The organism is Halobacillus sp. A1 (assembly GCF_024189295.1).
Lineage (GTDB): Bacteria > Bacillota > Bacilli > Bacillales > Halobacillaceae > Halobacillus_A.
Genome location: NZ_JAIZEN010000004.1, coordinates 163,599 through 179,472, shown reverse-complemented (window position 1 = coordinate 179,472; position 15,874 = coordinate 163,599). Strand labels below are relative to the sequence as shown.

The window sequence follows — 15,874 nt, the reverse complement described above, 5'->3', positions numbered from 1 at the left end:
AAGGGAGTTTTTGAGTCATGAAAGTACTAGTAGCCGGAGCAAACGGCAATACAGGTCGTTTACTCATAAAATATCTAAAACAAGACGGACACGAACCTTATGGCATGGTTCGTAAAGAGGAACAGAAGAGCACGATCGAGAAACTTGGAGGTACTCCTGTACTTGCCGATTTAACGAAAGATGTCGGTCATGCTATCAAAGGTATGGACGCTGTAATTTTCGCTGCAGGATCTGGTTCAAGTACTGGTCCAGAGCAGACGGAAGCTGTTGATCGCGACGGTGCAATCAACTTAGTGAAGCATACTGAGAATCTGGGAATTAAAAAATTCGTCATGCTTAGTTCCATGTCTGCGGATGAGTCCAGTCAGGCTGAGGGCAATTTCAAGACCTACCTGGAAATGAAAGCGCAGGCTGATGAATATCTAAGAGGAACAGAGCTTGATTACACAATTGTCCGTCCAGGTGCTCTAACTGATAATGAAGGAACGAGCAAAATCAACGTTGGTGAAAAAGTAGAGCGCGGTGAAATCCCTCGTTCAGATGTAGCTAAAACGATGATCGCTGCTATTCAAGAGCCGAATGCTTACCATAAAACATTCGAGCTCATCTCAGGCGATACTCAAATCGAAGAAGCCTTAAAAAACTTATAAAATGATTCATTTTTAAAAGCTGCTAGTTAAATCTAGCAGCTTTTTTGTATAAATTCCCCTTTTAATACAATACTGCATGTCTATATACCTATTAAATATTATTAATTATATAGGGATTCTGATATAATATGCTTACTTACAGGGGAAGAGGTGTCCGTCATGAAGGGTCAATTGATTAAGCAGCACCGTAAGTTCAAGGACATGACATTAGAAGAGTTGGCTGATGGTATTTGCTCAGTTTCCTATTTAAGTAAAATAGAGAATAATACAATCAGCGCAAGCAAAGAAATGTACCGTCTTCTCGGTGAGAAATTAAACATTCATTTGGAAAATTTAAATGAAGAGTTTGATGATGAAATTTACGAAAAGCTCATAAAGTGGCACGAGTCGATTCAATTGAAAAATACTCCCCTCATGGAGAAACTGCACAAAGAATGCAAAGACCTTCTAAACTATAACCAGAATATTGAATTGTCTAATTTATTCAAAGTCATCCATTCAAGATTCCAGCTCACTACAAAGGAAGAGCCTCTCACAAAAAAAGTAACGAAAGAGCTTCACGACGTCATGTCCCAATCCTCTACCGAATACCGCTTTCTTTATTATAAGACACTCGGGCTCAATTACTTTTTTCAATTCCAATACGAAAGAGCTGTAAATAATTTTCAGTTTGCAGAAGAAATGATGAACAAACTACCGAATCAGGACTTTGAACTTTACTACCACCTTTCTCTCACATACTCTAGACTCCTGATGTTTATAGAATCCAATTATTACGCGGACATGGCTATTGAAGGCTATCAAAAGTCCCTCAATTACTCTAAAGTAACAGATTGTACTATGATATCAGCAATTAATTATAATTTTCTCGGAGCTCACAGAGTAGCCGAGCGGTTATTTTTGAACATGCTGCAAGGTGCAGGTCAGTATTTAGGAAAATTCGAAGAAAGCATAGTTCACCATAACTTAGGCTATATTTACATTTGTCTCGATAAATACGAGCAATCAATTGAACATTTACAGACGGCTTTAATATTGAAGGAAGAAAATAATATATCACCTGTAAGCACCCTGTACTTACTAGCTAAAGTTTATCATTGTAAGCAGGACAAAGGGCGGAGCTGGGATTTTATAAACCAGGGAAAAGCGAAAGCCGCAGAAGAAAAGGATATAAGATACATCCATAAATTTCACATTTTAAAAAGTGTTCTCGAAGGCACTACTAAAGAAGACACGTTTGTAAAAAAGCTTGAGAATGAAATTCTTCCGGAGTTTCTCTCGCTTAATGAATTCAGCGATTACAAAAAGTATTTAAAGTTTCTGGGGGACATTTATTACGAAAAAAGAATGTACAAAAAGTGTGCCCAATTGTTTAAAGAAGCAAATCGATATAGAAGATTTATGTTGGAAAAGTCTCCATAAAAATGCGTCCCTGCCAAACAAGAAGTCAATCCTTGTAATAATAGTCAGTTCTAATACTGCAAAAAATTTGAATAACAGTCAGCATTAAACTAAAGATCCCTTTAGTGGAAGACTCAGTTTCGAGATGTTCGGACTGTTTCCGTTATGTTTAACAGAGGTAAGAGCTCCGGGAAATCACTCCCTTTCCATGGGCGTACGGTGAGCTTCCTCGGGCTGACGCCCTCCGGGATCTCACCATGTACTGTTCTCCCATAGGAGTCTCGCAATTTCCCGGACCTTCTTGCTTTTGTGAGGAGAGCAGAAACAACTGATGCGGCTTCACTTAAAAAATAACTGCTCTTGAGTGATAACCCGCGAGACTGTGGTATGCAAGAATGTTTGGAACTACCTTAAAGTGCAGGTGTTATAACTAAAATGCTATAGCCATATCAATGGAGTGTAATGCTCTCCCTATTACTTAGAAGATTCTTTTTTAAACTATTTCGAGAAAGCACATCTATAGGGAGGGGCGGCGGGGAATGGGGAGACTCCTGTGGGAAGAGAGTGCTTGGTGAGATCCCGCAGGACGGGACGTCCGAGGAAGCTCACCGCGCTCCCACGGAAAGCGAGCCATTCCCCGCCGCCCTGACCCACTCACCCAATATCTCGAAACCAAGTCTTAAACTATCCTGCCATATAGTTTAAGAACAATCCGTAATAACCGCACATTTATTTTAATACAAAATTACAATTTCTTATTTGAACTATAAAAATTAACATACTAAATAGCAGACCAATTCATATGCGATTTGGTCTGCTGCTTTTTATTTATGAACCAATAATGTTTTTCTGCCAATTTTTGAATTCAAGCTCATTAAATTTATTGGCCATCCGGGTCTCATCAATGAAAAACAAAGCATCCTCTAAAGAACAATCTACATCAGCCTCACAGTTAATACGGGCGAGTTTTCTAGATAAATGAAGCATGTCTAGATCCTGTTGAATTTTAGCACGCTGTCCTTTAGTCAGTTGATCTATGTTTTCCAGAATACCTTCAATCGTTTCGTGCTGCATCAACAGCTTCAATGCCGTTTTCTCGCCGATGCCGCGAACACCTGGATAATTGTCACTGCTATCCCCCATCAATGCTTTTAAATCTACCATTTGCTGAGGAGTAATCCCTTTTTCTTCATAAAATGAACCCTCTTCGTATTGCGCATAATTTCCATATCCTTTTTTCAATAAGACAACAGAAATATTCGGTTCCAGCAGCTGAAGCATGTCCTGATCCCCTGTTAAAATGAATACCTGAGAATGTTCACTGTATGCACGGCTCAACGTTCCCATACAATCATCCGCTTCATAACCAACAGTTCCAACGTTCGGAATATCCAAAGATTCGACTACTTCTTTTGCCAAGTCGAATTGTGGGATAAGCTCCTCCGGAGGGGAACTGCGATTCGCTTTATAGTCAGGAAACAAGTCGTTTCTAAAAGTTTTGCTCCCCATATCCCAGCAGCAGATGACATGGGTAGGCTGGTACGTATCAATTGCTGTGAATAAGTGCTTTAACATTCCGTAAACACCATTGGTCGGCATCCCTTTGCTATTGATCATATAATAATTGCTCATGGCAGTGGCGTAGAAGGCACGGAACAATAACGCCATACCGTCTACCAGCATGATTCTATTCGTTGTCGTCATGATAAAGTTCTCCTTTTTAACGTAAATATGAATCTATTATAACAAAAATGACAAATAAGCGGGAGTTCAGTCATTCTTGATCGCTTATCTCTTTATTTCATATACTCTCCAATATTATCTAATAATTGACAAAATTCAGATACAGTGATACTTTCGAAATAAGTGCATTCCTTTTGATTACACTTTATTGAAAGCGCTTGCACAAATAGCGGATCAACGGGAGGAATTCAACAAATGGTATATGCATTTCCAAACACAGAAGGATCGATTGTACAATTTAAAGAACGCTACGACAATTTCATTGACGGTAAGTGGACAGCCCCTGTCAAAGGTCAATATTTCGATAACGTCTCACCTGTCACAGGGAAAAATTTCTGTCAGGTAGCGAGATCGACAGAAGAGGATATTGAGCTTGCGGTAGAAGCTGCACATGCCGCTAAGGATGCCTGGGGCAAGACTTCAGCTACCGAACGTTCGCTCATCCTAAACAGAATCGCTGATCGAATAGAAGAAAACTTAGAGCAGCTAGCTGTAGCTGAAACGTGGGAAAATGGAAAAGCAGTAAGAGAAACGTTAAATGCAGACATTCCACTTGCAGTAGACCACTTCCGCTACTTTGCATCAGTCATTCGTTCCGAAGAAGGTACGATCGGGCAGATTGATAACGATACAGTCGCTTACCATTTTAAAGAACCTCTTGGAGTGGTTGGCCAAATTATACCATGGAACTTCCCTATTCTTATGGCGACATGGAAAATCGCACCCGCATTAGCAGCTGGAAATGCAATCGTGTTAAAACCTGCTGAACAAACACCTGCCTCTATCTTATACTTACTAGAAATGATTGAAGATCTATTACCAGCCGGTGTACTGAATGTTGTAAATGGATTCGGCCTTGAAGCCGGAAAACCACTGGCCCAGCATCCTAGAATAAACAAAGTCGCGTTTACCGGTGAAACAACTACCGGACGCATGATCATGCAGTACGCTTCTCAAAACATCATACCAGTTACACTAGAGCTTGGAGGAAAATCTCCTAACATTTTCTTCGAAGACGTAATGAATGAAGATGATGACTTTTTAGATAAAACCATTGAAGGGATGGTCATGTTCGCTTTGAATCAGGGAGAAGTATGCACCTGTCCATCTCGAGCCCTCATCCACGAATCCATTTACGACAAATTTATGGAAAGAGTTATTGAACGGGTAAAAGCTATTAAGACCGGTAACCCGCTGGATCCGGAAGTGATGATGGGAGCTCAAGCCTCCTCGGAACAACTGGATAAGATTCTATCTTACTTGAATATCGGTAAAGAAGAAGGCGCAGAATGCCTCATAGGCGGAGAGCGCAATCAAATGGATGGAGACTTAGCGGAAGGATATTATGTCCAGCCTACAATGTTTAAGGGAAATAACCAGATGAGAGTGTTCCAGGAAGAAATTTTCGGACCTGTCCTATCTGTTACCACTTTCAAAGACCACGAAGAAGCAATGGAAATTGCCAATGATACATTATACGGACTAGGTGCCGGCGTATGGACAAGGGATATGAATACAGCCTACAGATTTGGACGCGGGATCCAAGCAGGCCGAGTATGGACGAACTGCTACCACTCCTATCCTGCTCATGCAGCTTTTGGTGGTTACAAGATGTCAGGCGTAGGCAGAGAAAATCACAAAATGATGCTTGATCACTACCAACAAACCAAAAACCTACTCGTCAGCTACAGCCCGCAGAAACTAGGTTTCTTTTAAAAAAGGCTCTGATAAATTTCGAGGTTGATATTCATGTAAACTCCTTTATCTTGACTATTCAGTTTCGAGACTTTTGTATGAGAAAATGGTGGCTTTTTGATCTTCCTTAGGAGTCTCACCATTTTCCCCCATATACCATACGATTGGAAGAGCTCCAGGCAGCTTCTAAGGCTAAATAAGCTACTGATTGAAGGCTTTAAAGAAAGTGATTTCGAGAAGCCCTATAGTAAGGGGAGGCGGGCAATGAGAGTACACGCCCGATTCACTCATTAAATGTCTTACTATCGGAGATTCATCAATCTAGATAAGGATTTCAAAGGGAGGCGAACAATTATGGTTGAACGAGTGACCGCTACCGATGCGGCCCTCGAATTAATTGCGACGCTGAAGGAAAAACATGGACCTCTCATGTTTCATCAATCAGGCGGCTGCTGTGATGGCAGCTCGCCTATGTGCTATGAAGAAGGTGATTTATTAGTAGGAAGTCAAGATGTGCTTTTAGGAGAAATTGGCGGGACACCTTTTTATATGAATAAAAAGCAGTATGATTATTGGAAACATACGCAGCTGATCATTGATGTAGTTGACGGTCGGGGTGGAATGTTTTCATTAGAGGGCGTCGAAGGCAAGCGCTTTTTATCTCGCTCTCGCGCTTTTACTGATGAAGAGTATAAAAAGTTGAACGCAGCAGATGCTCCTTCGTAATACACGACAATCCCCCTGTTCCTCAGTGGATCAGGGGGATTGTTATGGTTACGTATCTTTTCTTTCATCAACCAGTATCTGTAAGTCCTCAACAACAGACTCTAAATCTTTTAATCCCTTTGCTGGACTGGAAAGAAATACACTTTCCAACCGTTCCTTTAATTGATCGGGCTTTATATTCATCAGTTCCAGACTTTGTTTTTGCCACTTGTAAGCTGGATGGTGGACGTACATGCAGTTCAATCCAAATAAAAGCCCCATGACTTTTTCTTGAGTAGAAGCCATCAAAGAATAAAACATCAGCCAATCTTCTCTTTCCAGCAAAGTGTGACGATGCTTCCACCGGGGACCTAAATTAGAATGGGCTTCAATCATACTATGGCTCAACGCTTCGGGGTACACGAGTACTTTTGCCTTAAGTCCATCCAGTAATTCTTCGCCATATAGAGGGATGCCAAAGTGAACGGAAGCCGCGATGCATTGATCCTCAATATCCACTTGAAATTCCCTGGTTACTTTTTGAATTTTACGAACTACTGTTTGAGTCAGGAAATGGCTCATTTCTAGCTTTTTCTGTTCCATTTCATAGGTTTCTGACCACTCTTCATCTTCATACTCATAAAAGCTGATCATTTTCCCATTCAAACGTTCCACGGGAATTCTTCGATCATCTTCCGAAGGACCCTCTCCCCACAACACATGCAGTTCAATGTCCGAGTGTTCGTCTTCCCATTCTCTCGAAATAGATCCAGCAATATAGACTGCTTCAACTTTAGGATTGTCCTTATAGACTTCTGCTGCTTTAGCTGCTAACTCTTTTAGCGTCATTGGCTCTCTCCAAACTTTTAGGATATAAAGATTCCGTAATGGTTACCTTCACCTTACCAAATATTTACCAATATGGCTATCTACAAAAATACTTCTTTTTCCCACGGTCACTATATTTTTTTCTTATATACTCTTTTCCTTACGAGCTCTTTACAACCGTTATGAGTAAACGCCTTCAGCATAGGGATATTATTGTGACTCGTAGCTCCTATATAATGAGTCGCACTAAAGTCCTTTTCCAACGATTCCAAGGCGAGGGCATGCACGTATTTAGCCCTTCCATAACCGCGAAATCCGGGGAGAATTCCAATATAAAATAAGCGTCCTTCTCCCACTGTTCCAGGTTCAATATGCGGGATGACTGCACCTATGGGGGTGTCATTCTCAAAAGCTAGTAAACAACTGGTTTGATAGTCTTCTCCTATTTCTTTTTTCAAGCTGGCCATATGCCCTTCGACGCTCAATGAAGATGAAGAATTCAATGATCCTTCCATTACCTCTCCCCAAATCTTCACAAAGAGATCTTCTGAAAATTCTTTTAATGGTTTCAATGTTATAGACGATGATTGTCCAACCCGGTGGTCCGCGAGATTTTTATAAACAAAAACTGTAGTATCTACATATTCATAACCAAGTTTTTTAAAAGGTTCATCTAAAGAGACAGCTCGTTTTGGAGTGATCAACACTGAAATATACGTGGTCAACGAAGCTGAATGACACCTTAACATGTTGATAATCTCATTGTCAGAGAGCTTCTCTATATCTTCATAGATTAGGGAATTCTCCCCTTCTACTACTTTCACTCGCTCATCCATAATCCCCACTCCTTTATGTGTATTGTCTATTTCCAAGCCAATTATTTTAATATGAACGTTTAGCGATATACAATGAATAGGTAAGAAACTAAAAGGAGTCGATACTTATGAACCGCGAAATACAATTAGTTGAGAGACCAGAAGGAACCCCGAACCATGATCACTTGAAAGTTATGAATACAAATATACCTGAGCCACAACAAGGAGAGCTTTTACTTAAAACGCTCTATGTCTCTGTAGACCCTTATATGAGAGGCCGGATGAATGAAGGAAAGTCCTATATTCCACCATTTCAATTAAATGAAGCGATATCAGGCGGTGCAGTTGCGCAAGTGACAGAATCCAATTCTCCAGAATTCGAAAAAGGTGACATCGTAACTGGAAGCCTTGATTGGAAAGAGTACTCTACAGTTAAAGCGGAAAGCGTAAGAAAGGTCGATCCCTCACTTGGGCCCGTTACTACTTCATTAGGAATTCTTGGCATGCCCGGTCTTACTGCTTATTTTGGATTGACTGATATCGGTCAGCCTAAAGAAGGTGAAACTCTTGTTGTATCAGGAGCTGCCGGAGCTGTTGGTTCTGCGGTAGTACAAATTGGTAAGATTTACGGCTGTCGTGTTGTCGGTATTGCAGGAACGGATGAGAAAACCAGCTACTTGAAAGAAGAGCTAGGTGTAGATGTGGCGATCGATTATAAGAAAGAAAATGTGAAAGAAGCACTTGAAGCCGCTTGTCCTAACGGAGTAGATGTTTACTTTGACAATGTTGGTGGGTCGATCTCTGATGCTCTTTATCCTCTGCTAAATAAATTTGCGCGAATCATCCAGTGTGGAGCAATCTCTTCCTACAACACACCAAATGACCAGGGTCCTAGGATCCACATGCATTTAATCAAAGCGAGCGCACTCGTCAAAGGGTTTACTGTAGGAGATTACCAGGATCGTTTCAAAGAAGGTTTCGATCACCTTTCGAGTTGGGTGAAAGATGGTAAGCTGACATATGAAGAAACTATACAAGAAGGTTTCGAGCAAATTCCAGACGCTTTCTTCGGTCTATTCAAGGGTGAAAACTTAGGAAAACAATTAGTTAAAGTTGCGGATCCTGAATAATGATAATGTAATGAGGCTGCCCTAAAAGTCTAAGAAATGGACTTTTAGGGGCAGCCTTGTTTTTCTTAAGGAGCTTTTCTAATTCCCTTCCAAAAGAGAAGAGACCTTAAAAAATTACTCTATTTCCTTTTTTAGGGTTGGTTTCGAGATGTTTGAAGAGAGGATCGGTGAGGCGGGGAATGGCGCTCCACCATATAACTGCTTCTCGAAATCGCCTGGATAAGAACTTTCTTAATACTATTAGAAGCATTAAATTTCAGTACTTTAGTCCCCTGTACTTTAAGGTAGTTTCAAGCATCTTCTACCAGGTTATCACTCAAAAAAAGTTATTTTTTAAATGAAGCACCGCATAAGGTGTTTCCGTTATTCTCATAAAAGCAAGAAGGTCTGGGAAATTGCGAGACTCCTATGGGAAAACAGTACAGGGTGAGATCCCGGAGGGCTTTAGCCCGAGGAAGCTCACCGTACGCCCATGGAAAGCGAGTGATTTCCCAGACCTTCAAGCACTATTTCTTAGTAAAGGAAACAATCCGAACATCTCGAAACTAAGCCTTCAAGAATAGGGAGCTTATAAGCCCCCTATTCCTATTTCGCTTAGGGACTGCTTTAAATTAGCTCGTGTTTTCACTTTACTGAAATTAACGCCCATCGCGACGACCGAGCGGGCAATTTCCGGCCGAAGCCCTGTTAAAATTGTTTGAACCCCTACAAGTTCTAAGGACTGGACGATCTGCAGCAAATTATGTGCGACCCTTACGTCAATCTTCGGTACACCAGAAATATCGATAAGTAAATACTCTAATTGGTAATGGGAACTCTTCTGAAGAGACATTTCCATAATAAGCTGAGCCCGATCCTCGTCCACTTCACCGACCACTGGCAATACAGCCACACGTTCTGCTACAGGAACAACAGGCACAGACAACTCTGTCAGCTTATCCTGAGCTTTTTGATACTTGCGATTGTTATACCTGATATACAACTGGCTGAATTGAAAAATGACTTCATCAAGTAAAGGGTTAACTAGTTTATTTACATCTAATACTGTAATCGCAGCGAACCGGTTTTCCTGCAGTTCCCTATCAAATGTCTGCCACAGGATATTACGATATGCCCCCATTAAAGCAATAGTTTCATTCAAAGGGACATCGCTTTCTATAGCTTTTTCCCCAACTTCTTTCGTCCATGCAATCACCCTGTTTTTCACTGATTCATAGTCTTCAATCAGGGCTTCACCCATGAATATGAACATCTGGGCCCTCCAAGCCAGGACTTCCTCTCGTGAAAGAGATGAATTAGCAAGACTAAGAACATACTCATCCTTTTCAAAGTTTTCTACTTGCTCTGCCAGCGTCTTGGAATCTTCTATTATTTTATTTCCAATATAGTTCAGTTCTTCTTTCATAATGAGGGGGTCTCCTTCAATCATTTTACCTCTATAATATGTTTTCATTTTCCATTTGTAAATTGTGAATTAATACCTCGGTTCATCATATTGGCCAAACCATTGGTATCTTCTCTTTGAAAACCCTAGATATAGAGGCGAACCCAGGCGAGATATTCCCGGCAAATAAAAAATCATCCCAACCAGTGAAACTGGAGGAAGTTTAAGTAATAAAAGCCGAATGGCGGAAAATCCTTTTTTTAACTCACCTTGTTCTGTTAATAGATGAATTTCTTCGAGGATATTTTTCCCTTTTAAATAAGGATAACGTCCATTAATCTCTACTTCCTGTACCGAGACCCACTTCACCCGGTTCAGCCAATCCATAGGCTTGAGAAGTTTTTTCACCCGGTAGCAAAATGGACAAGTTGCGTCATAGAACACAATATTCTTCACCCTTGATCATCTCCTCACAATAGTTGCACTTTGACCCAGCCTCTGACTCCATTGACCATCCAAATCTCTTCAAATGAGGAAAGTTCCTTCACATGCAGCACTTTCACCTTCACTCTATCATTTTTTAATAGTTCTTCCCTGAAAGTGCCTGCCAGTAATCCTGATTCCACAGGAGGAGTGAAAAAATCCCCTTCGTATTTAACTACTAGATTGGCCATCGTGAATTCGGTGAGTTCCCCTCTCGTATTCCACAATAATGCAGCAAAAGCTCCTTCACGCTTATGGATATCGTAGATGGAGCGATGAGTGGTTTTATGGTACAAGAATGGATTACTTTCATCTACTGGCTCCTCAGCCAAACAGCAAGTCACTTCATTTATCTCTTCGTTTATTTCTATGGCTTCTAAGTCTGCCACCCCATGTTCGCTGAGGAGCAGCCTTACTTTATATGCTCCATCGTTGTGTTTGCTTACTAAATCATTCAGCTGGGTGATAACCTCATTCTTATCGAAAATGAAATTAAAATAGCTGGCTGAATCCTCTAGTCTATTAAGATGATTTTGCAGCAATGGAATCCTTCCATTTTCTAATTTCAGAGATTCAAGCAGCTTGAACTCAGGTCTTTTTTCAGTTAATAACTGTGCTTTTGTCTGCATTTCTTCATATTCACCTATAGGGGTGGAATCCCAGGTTACCCCTCCACCGGTTCCATATACGGCTTGATTCTCATCCAATATCACCGTTCTTATTGGGACATTAAATACGGCATCCCTCGAAGGAGTTATGTAGCCGATTGCCCCGCAGTATATTTCTCTAGGAGACGCTTCAAGATCAGCAATATAATCCATCGTCCTTATTTTAGGAGCACCTGTTATCGATCCGCAAGGAAAAAGGGCACGGAAAATTTCATAAAATGAGAGCTCTCGATTAACTTCAGCTTCTATGGTCGAGGTCATTTGGTGAACAGTGGGATAAGTTTCTACCTCAAACAAACTAGAGGTGCGAACGGTACCTGAAACAGCAAGCTTGCCGAGGTCATTTCTTAATAAATCAACGATCATCAGGTTCTCCGCCCTCTCTTTTTCCGATTCTTTAAGCGTTCTCACCTGCTCACGATCTGTTTCCAGTGTTACTCCCCGTCGCGCCGTACCTTTCATGGGCTTTGTTTTCACCTTAGCTTCCTGTTTTCTAAAAAACAGTTCAGGCGAAGCGGAAAGAACTCTGCGTCCTTCTCCCATATTCAAATAGGCGCTGTAGCGGGAACGTTGATTATTGACAAGCTGCTTATAAAAAGCAAAATCATCTCCATGAAATGATGCGTTAAGGCGTGTCGTGTAGTTTACCTGGTACGTATCACCCTTTTTTATTGCCGCTTTGATTTTTCTTAGTCCTTCAGAATAGTTATCAAAATCATCATCCATATTCCATTCAGAAACTTGATAAGGTTTATTCTCATGGTCTAGCTCTTCACATAAGGGACTCCTAAAAACACCGAACCATAGAAGTGGCCACTTTGTACCGCTTTTCACTCGACTTGCTCCATCAAACGCAGGGGCTGCTTCATATGATACATACCCTGCCACGTAATTGCCTATTGAAAGTTCACGTTCTATTTTACGGAAGGCAGCTTTAACTTCTTCCCCCCTATAAGCGGCTATGACATCAGAAGGACGGGTGAACTGCATTGGTTGTTTTTTGCCATTATCGTCTTCAAACTCAAAATACAGGTGGACCCCATTCATGAAGTCACCTCCTTTCTCCTGTCATTGCTGAACTTTTTAGCTTTGGTATAAAAATTCTCCAGCATTTCGAACCCCCACTCCGTCAATATGGATTCAGGATGAAACTGGATTCCCTCAACGGGGTAAGCATTATGGCGAACTGCCATGACTGAAGAATCCTGTGACATGGCGCTAATTTCCAAACAGATCGGCATCTGTTCTAATGAAGCTACCAGCGAATGATAACGTGTCACTTGAACGGGGTTAGGAATGTGTTCAAATACAGACTTTCCATCATGTATTATCTTAGAAACCTTCCCATGCATCGGTTTTTTCCCTTCAACAATCTGCCCGCCAAAATAGTGTACTATCAGCTGGTGCCCCAGACATATCCCCAATATAGGCACTGTTTCATAAAAAAACTCCAGCACTTCCCTGCATATCCCTGTTTCATTTGTATTTCCAGGCCCTGGTGACAAAACAATCATATCTGGATCAAAGGATCGCAAAGTTTCCAAAGTTAAATCATCGTTCCTGTATACCATTACTTGATGATCCATCTGTCTGAAATATTGGACCAAGTTATAAGTAAAAGAATCATAGTTATCAATTATTAAAATCATCTGAATAACACCTTCAATTATATATTCTCACGCTTCTATTATATCGATACTGAAAGAACTTTTCACTTTGGATCTATTTTCCTCTCTATCCTTTATATGATCGAAAATTAGTGATATAAGGTCAACTTTGCAATTAATCCCCTGAATTTATTGAAAGTTGTGAAAATATCGTAGTATAATTAACCATGTATGTAAGCGCATACAGAGATAAAAGAACTATAAAATCTTAAGGAGGGGTTAAAATGAGTGCCATATGGTTAGCCGTAGGTGGAATGATTATTTTCACTTTAGGTTATAAATACTATTCAAAATTCATTGCAGAAAAAATCTATCGTTTAGACCCGAATTTTAAAACGCCCGCCCATCAATATAAAGATGGTGTAGACTTCGTACCTACGAATAAATTCGTGTTATGGGGACATCACTTCACTTCCGTAGCGGGAGCTGCTCCTATTGTGGGACCAGCGATTGCCGTTTACTGGGGCTGGCTGCCCGCCATACTATGGGTGCTTCTCGGTACTGTTTTTGCTGCCGGGGTCCACGATTTTGGAACACTCGTCTTATCGGTCAGGAATAAAGGTCAATCGGTAGGTACACTTGCGGATAAATTGATCGGCCAGAGAGCTAAAGTTTTGTTCTTATTCATAATTTTATTACTTGTATTGATGGTAAACGCAGTATTTGCTTGGGTCATAGCAAACTTATTCATTTCATTCCCTGCCAGTGTTTTATCCGTATTCATTCAAATTCCTTTAGCTATATGGATAGGGTATAGTGTCTACAAACGAAAAGGAAATATGCTGCTGCCGTCAATCGTGGCCCTGGCGGTTATGTATCTTGCTGCCGTAGTGGCGAGCGGTGTTCCGGCCCTGCAAATTGACCTCGTCCGCTACTTCGGTGGCGAAGGGGCCAGTGTTTTATTTGGACTGGATGCTACGTCTATGGCATTCTTCGTCTGGATTATGGTGCTTATGATCTATGTGTATATCGCGTCTACTTTACCTGTATGGAAGCTTTTGCAGCCCCGCGATTATATTAATTCGCACCAGTTGCTTGTAGGGCTGGGGTTGCTTTATCTAGGTATGCTGTTTACGAACCCTGAAATTACTGCACCTGTCAGTAATTCTTCAGCTGATACGTCATGGTTCCCGCTCCTATTCATCACCATTGCTTGCGGTGCTATTTCTGGATTTCACGGCCTGGTAGCGTCTGGTACTTCTTCTAAACAATTAAATAAAGAAACAGACGCTCGCTTTGTCGGTTATTTAGGAGCTGTCGGCGAAGGCGCATTAGCACTTGTCGCTATCATCGCCGTTATCACCTTCTTCCCTAGCACTGCTGAGTTTAGTGCTACGTACAGTGGTTTTGCAGCAGCCAGCGGTGAAGGTCTAGGTGTATTCATCCAGGGAGCAGGTGTATTAGCTTCCGGACTGGGTATTCCTGCTTCTGTAGCCGCCACAATCGTCTCTGTTATCGTGGTCAGCTTCGCCGCAACAACTTTAGATTCCTCGGTTCGTCTGATGCGCTATATCATCGCAGAACTGGGAACAGAATATAATGTTAAACCACTTACGAAAACGCATGTTGCTACTACAGTGGCGGTTGTTTCCAGTGCTTGTCTTACTCTGATTCCTGAAGGTCCTAACGGATTTGGATCCGGCGGATATCTTCTTTGGCCGCTGTTCGGTACGTCCAACCAATTGTTAGCTGGCATAAGTTTACTTCTTATATCTATTTGGCTTAAACGACAAGGAAGGAATTACTGGCCTGCTTTTATACCGATGGCATTTTTGATGTTCATGACTCTATATGCCATGATTCTTCAAGTATTGACGCAGTGGGCCCCATGGGCAGAACAGAGTGATTGGCTCCTCTTTTCATTCGGAGCAATAGTTCTTGTATTTGCCTTATGGATTTTATTTACTGCATTCAGCGCAATATTCAACAGCGATAAAGACAGTATAGAAAAAAGTGCCTAAATACAAAGAAGGTCGCTCAATTCGTTGTGCGGCTTTCTCTATTTAATAAAAGGAGGATCTTTAAGATGGTTGAAATTATGATTCTTCGTGCTGAAAAGGAAGTCGGAATGGGCTGCTGTGGAGGAATATGCGGAGAAGGGCTTGTCGAGATGAAAGATGAGTTCAGCCACCACGATGAAGACCGCTTGAAATTAGGTGAATTGTATCAGGAGCTCAAAGAAAAACATGGAGATAAAGTAAATATCTCTTTCTTAGACCCTAGAAATATAATCGCTATTGGTTTTTATTTCCTAAAGCAGACAAAACAGAAGAATATCTCGATCTTAGAAGGAATGAACAATTTCATTTTCCAGATGAAATATAACGCCGTATTCATCAATGGGAAACATTCTGAACACGAACAGGATTATGATACACTGATTGAAGGTATGCTCTAACAAGTCTCATTATAGGTGAGGGTGTCATCGATGACAGACAAAAAATTTTCATTAAAGCGGTTATTCGAGTTTTATGATGAAGTATTAAGTCTCCCCCATAAAAACGAGGTAGCCCGGGAGTTGAGGGATGAAGACGATCTCTTCCTCCTTCTCGTCTATTCAGACTTACTCGGCATTCCTAACCCTGCCTTTTATTACACGCTGGAGTTGTATCCTTACATCATTGAGAAGTTTCACGACTGGCACCTTCGAATGGGTATGGAAAAATCTCCATTAGATGGGATCAGGTGCTGCTAGAAAGGAAGTG

At 41.2% G+C, this 15,874-nt stretch carries 15 protein-coding genes; 8 read left to right on the top strand and 7 right to left on the bottom strand.

Annotated elements, in window-relative coordinates; genetic code table 11:
* Window positions 1-17: 17 nt before the first annotated feature.
* Both LF817_RS06465 and LF817_RS06460 read left to right on the top strand, forming a co-directional pair.
* Window positions 18-650: an SDR family oxidoreductase gene (locus LF817_RS06465; RefSeq protein WP_253934965.1), complete on the top strand. Its 633-nt coding sequence runs from the start codon at window positions 18-20 to the stop codon at window positions 648-650.
* 159 nt (window positions 651-809) lie between these two features.
* The gene (locus LF817_RS06460; protein ID WP_253934964.1) at window positions 810-2,072 is read left to right on the top strand and encodes a helix-turn-helix domain-containing protein; all 1,263 of its coding nucleotides are present in this window, start codon (window positions 810-812) and stop codon (window positions 2,070-2,072) included.
* An 807-nt stretch (window positions 2,073-2,879) separates the two neighbouring features.
* Here the strand turns inward: LF817_RS06460 and LF817_RS06455 are convergent.
* Window positions 2,880-3,755 carry a 5'-3' exonuclease gene (locus tag LF817_RS06455; protein WP_253934963.1) on the bottom strand — a complete coding sequence of 292 codons (876 nt, stop codon included), beginning with the start codon at window positions 3,753-3,755 and terminating at the stop codon, window positions 2,880-2,882.
* Window positions 3,756-3,989: 234 nt separating this feature from the next.
* Here LF817_RS06455 and exaC point away from each other — a divergent pair, with 234 nt between their 5' ends.
* Both exaC and LF817_RS06445 read left to right on the top strand, forming a co-directional pair.
* Window positions 3,990-5,510, top strand: a complete 1,521-nt coding sequence (exaC, locus tag LF817_RS06450; protein WP_253934962.1) for an acetaldehyde dehydrogenase ExaC — start codon at window positions 3,990-3,992, stop codon at window positions 5,508-5,510.
* A 333-nt stretch (window positions 5,511-5,843) separates the two neighbouring features.
* Window positions 5,844-6,215, top strand: coding sequence for a DUF779 domain-containing protein (locus tag LF817_RS06445; RefSeq protein WP_253934961.1), 372 nt, complete (start codon window positions 5,844-5,846; stop codon window positions 6,213-6,215).
* 48 nt (window positions 6,216-6,263) lie between these two features.
* On the opposite strand, the gene LF817_RS06440 is transcribed toward LF817_RS06445, so the two are convergent.
* Window positions 6,264-7,043, bottom strand: coding sequence for a DUF4037 domain-containing protein (locus LF817_RS06440; protein ID WP_253934960.1), 780 nt, complete (start codon window positions 7,041-7,043; stop codon window positions 6,264-6,266).
* Between the two features lie 110 nt (window positions 7,044-7,153).
* Window positions 7,154-7,858, bottom strand: a complete 705-nt coding sequence (locus LF817_RS06435; RefSeq protein ID WP_253934959.1) for a GNAT family N-acetyltransferase — start codon at window positions 7,856-7,858, stop codon at window positions 7,154-7,156.
* Window positions 7,859-7,965: 107 nt separating this feature from the next.
* Between LF817_RS06435 and LF817_RS06430 the strand changes: the two genes are divergently transcribed.
* Window positions 7,966-8,967: an NADP-dependent oxidoreductase gene (locus tag LF817_RS06430; RefSeq protein WP_253934958.1), complete on the top strand. Its 1,002-nt coding sequence runs from the start codon at window positions 7,966-7,968 to the stop codon at window positions 8,965-8,967.
* Window positions 8,968-9,535: 568 nt separating this feature from the next.
* Here the strand turns inward: LF817_RS06430 and LF817_RS06425 are convergent.
* The 4 genes from LF817_RS06425 to LF817_RS06410 all read right to left on the bottom strand — a co-directional run bounded on the left by LF817_RS06425 (window position 9,536) and on the right by LF817_RS06410 (window position 13,151).
* Window positions 9,536-10,372, bottom strand: a complete 837-nt coding sequence (locus tag LF817_RS06425; RefSeq protein WP_253934957.1) for an STAS domain-containing protein — start codon at window positions 10,370-10,372, stop codon at window positions 9,536-9,538.
* Window positions 10,373-10,441: 69 nt separating this feature from the next.
* Window positions 10,442-10,807, bottom strand: a complete 366-nt coding sequence (locus tag LF817_RS06420) for a thiol-disulfide oxidoreductase DCC family protein (protein WP_253934956.1) — start codon at window positions 10,805-10,807, stop codon at window positions 10,442-10,444.
* Window positions 10,808-10,821: 14 nt separating this feature from the next.
* Entirely contained in the window at window positions 10,822-12,549 is a 1,728-nt protein-coding gene (gene pabB, locus LF817_RS06415) for an aminodeoxychorismate synthase component I (RefSeq protein WP_253934955.1), read from the bottom strand.
* Window positions 12,546-13,151, bottom strand: a complete 606-nt coding sequence (locus LF817_RS06410) for an anthranilate synthase component II (RefSeq protein ID WP_253934954.1) — start codon at window positions 13,149-13,151, stop codon at window positions 12,546-12,548. Before LF817_RS06410 ends, pabB begins: the two co-directional genes overlap by 4 nt.
* Before the next feature lie 242 nt (window positions 13,152-13,393).
* On the opposite strand from LF817_RS06410, the gene LF817_RS06405 reads away from it, so the two are divergent.
* From LF817_RS06405 to LF817_RS06395, 3 genes are all read left to right on the top strand, one after another.
* Complete coding sequence (locus LF817_RS06405) at window positions 13,394-15,130, top strand: carbon starvation CstA family protein (RefSeq protein ID WP_253934953.1); 1,737 nt, start codon at window positions 13,394-13,396, stop codon at window positions 15,128-15,130.
* A 65-nt stretch (window positions 15,131-15,195) separates the two neighbouring features.
* On the top strand, window positions 15,196-15,567 hold the full coding sequence (locus LF817_RS06400; protein ID WP_253934952.1) for a hypothetical protein: 372 nt from the start codon (window positions 15,196-15,198) through the stop codon (window positions 15,565-15,567).
* 30 nt (window positions 15,568-15,597) lie between these two features.
* Window positions 15,598-15,864, top strand: a complete 267-nt coding sequence (locus LF817_RS06395; RefSeq protein WP_253934951.1) for a cory-CC-star protein — start codon at window positions 15,598-15,600, stop codon at window positions 15,862-15,864.
* The last annotated feature ends 10 nt before the right edge of the window (window positions 15,865-15,874 follow it).

Excerpts from the sequence above, each read along its gene's own strand:
- LF817_RS06405 (WP_253934953.1), top strand. The coding sequence starts at position 13,394 with ATGAGTGCCATATGGTTAGCCGTAGGTGGAATGATTATTTTCACTTTA.
- LF817_RS06435 (WP_253934959.1), bottom strand. The coding sequence starts at position 7,858 with ATGGATGAGCGAGTGAAAGTAGTAGAAGGGGAGAATTCCCTAATCTAT.
- LF817_RS06455 (WP_253934963.1), bottom strand. The coding sequence starts at position 3,755 with ATGACGACAACGAATAGAATCATGCTGGTAGACGGTATGGCGTTATTG.
- LF817_RS06440 (WP_253934960.1), bottom strand. The coding sequence starts at position 7,043 with ATGACGCTAAAAGAGTTAGCAGCTAAAGCAGCAGAAGTCTATAAGGAC.
- pabB (WP_253934955.1), bottom strand. The coding sequence starts at position 12,549 with ATGAATGGGGTCCACCTGTATTTTGAGTTTGAAGACGATAATGGCAAA.
- LF817_RS06425 (WP_253934957.1), bottom strand. The coding sequence starts at position 10,372 with ATGAAAGAAGAACTGAACTATATTGGAAATAAAATAATAGAAGATTCC.
- LF817_RS06395 (WP_253934951.1), top strand. The coding sequence starts at position 15,598 with ATGACAGACAAAAAATTTTCATTAAAGCGGTTATTCGAGTTTTATGAT.
- LF817_RS06430 (WP_253934958.1), top strand. The coding sequence starts at position 7,966 with ATGAACCGCGAAATACAATTAGTTGAGAGACCAGAAGGAACCCCGAAC.
- LF817_RS06445 (WP_253934961.1), top strand. The coding sequence starts at position 5,844 with ATGGTTGAACGAGTGACCGCTACCGATGCGGCCCTCGAATTAATTGCG.
- LF817_RS06410 (WP_253934954.1), bottom strand. The coding sequence starts at position 13,151 with ATGATTTTAATAATTGATAACTATGATTCTTTTACTTATAACTTGGTC.
- LF817_RS06400 (WP_253934952.1), top strand. The coding sequence starts at position 15,196 with ATGGTTGAAATTATGATTCTTCGTGCTGAAAAGGAAGTCGGAATGGGC.
- exaC (WP_253934962.1), top strand. The coding sequence starts at position 3,990 with ATGGTATATGCATTTCCAAACACAGAAGGATCGATTGTACAATTTAAA.
- LF817_RS06465 (WP_253934965.1), top strand. The coding sequence starts at position 18 with ATGAAAGTACTAGTAGCCGGAGCAAACGGCAATACAGGTCGTTTACTC.
- LF817_RS06460 (WP_253934964.1), top strand. The coding sequence starts at position 810 with ATGAAGGGTCAATTGATTAAGCAGCACCGTAAGTTCAAGGACATGACA.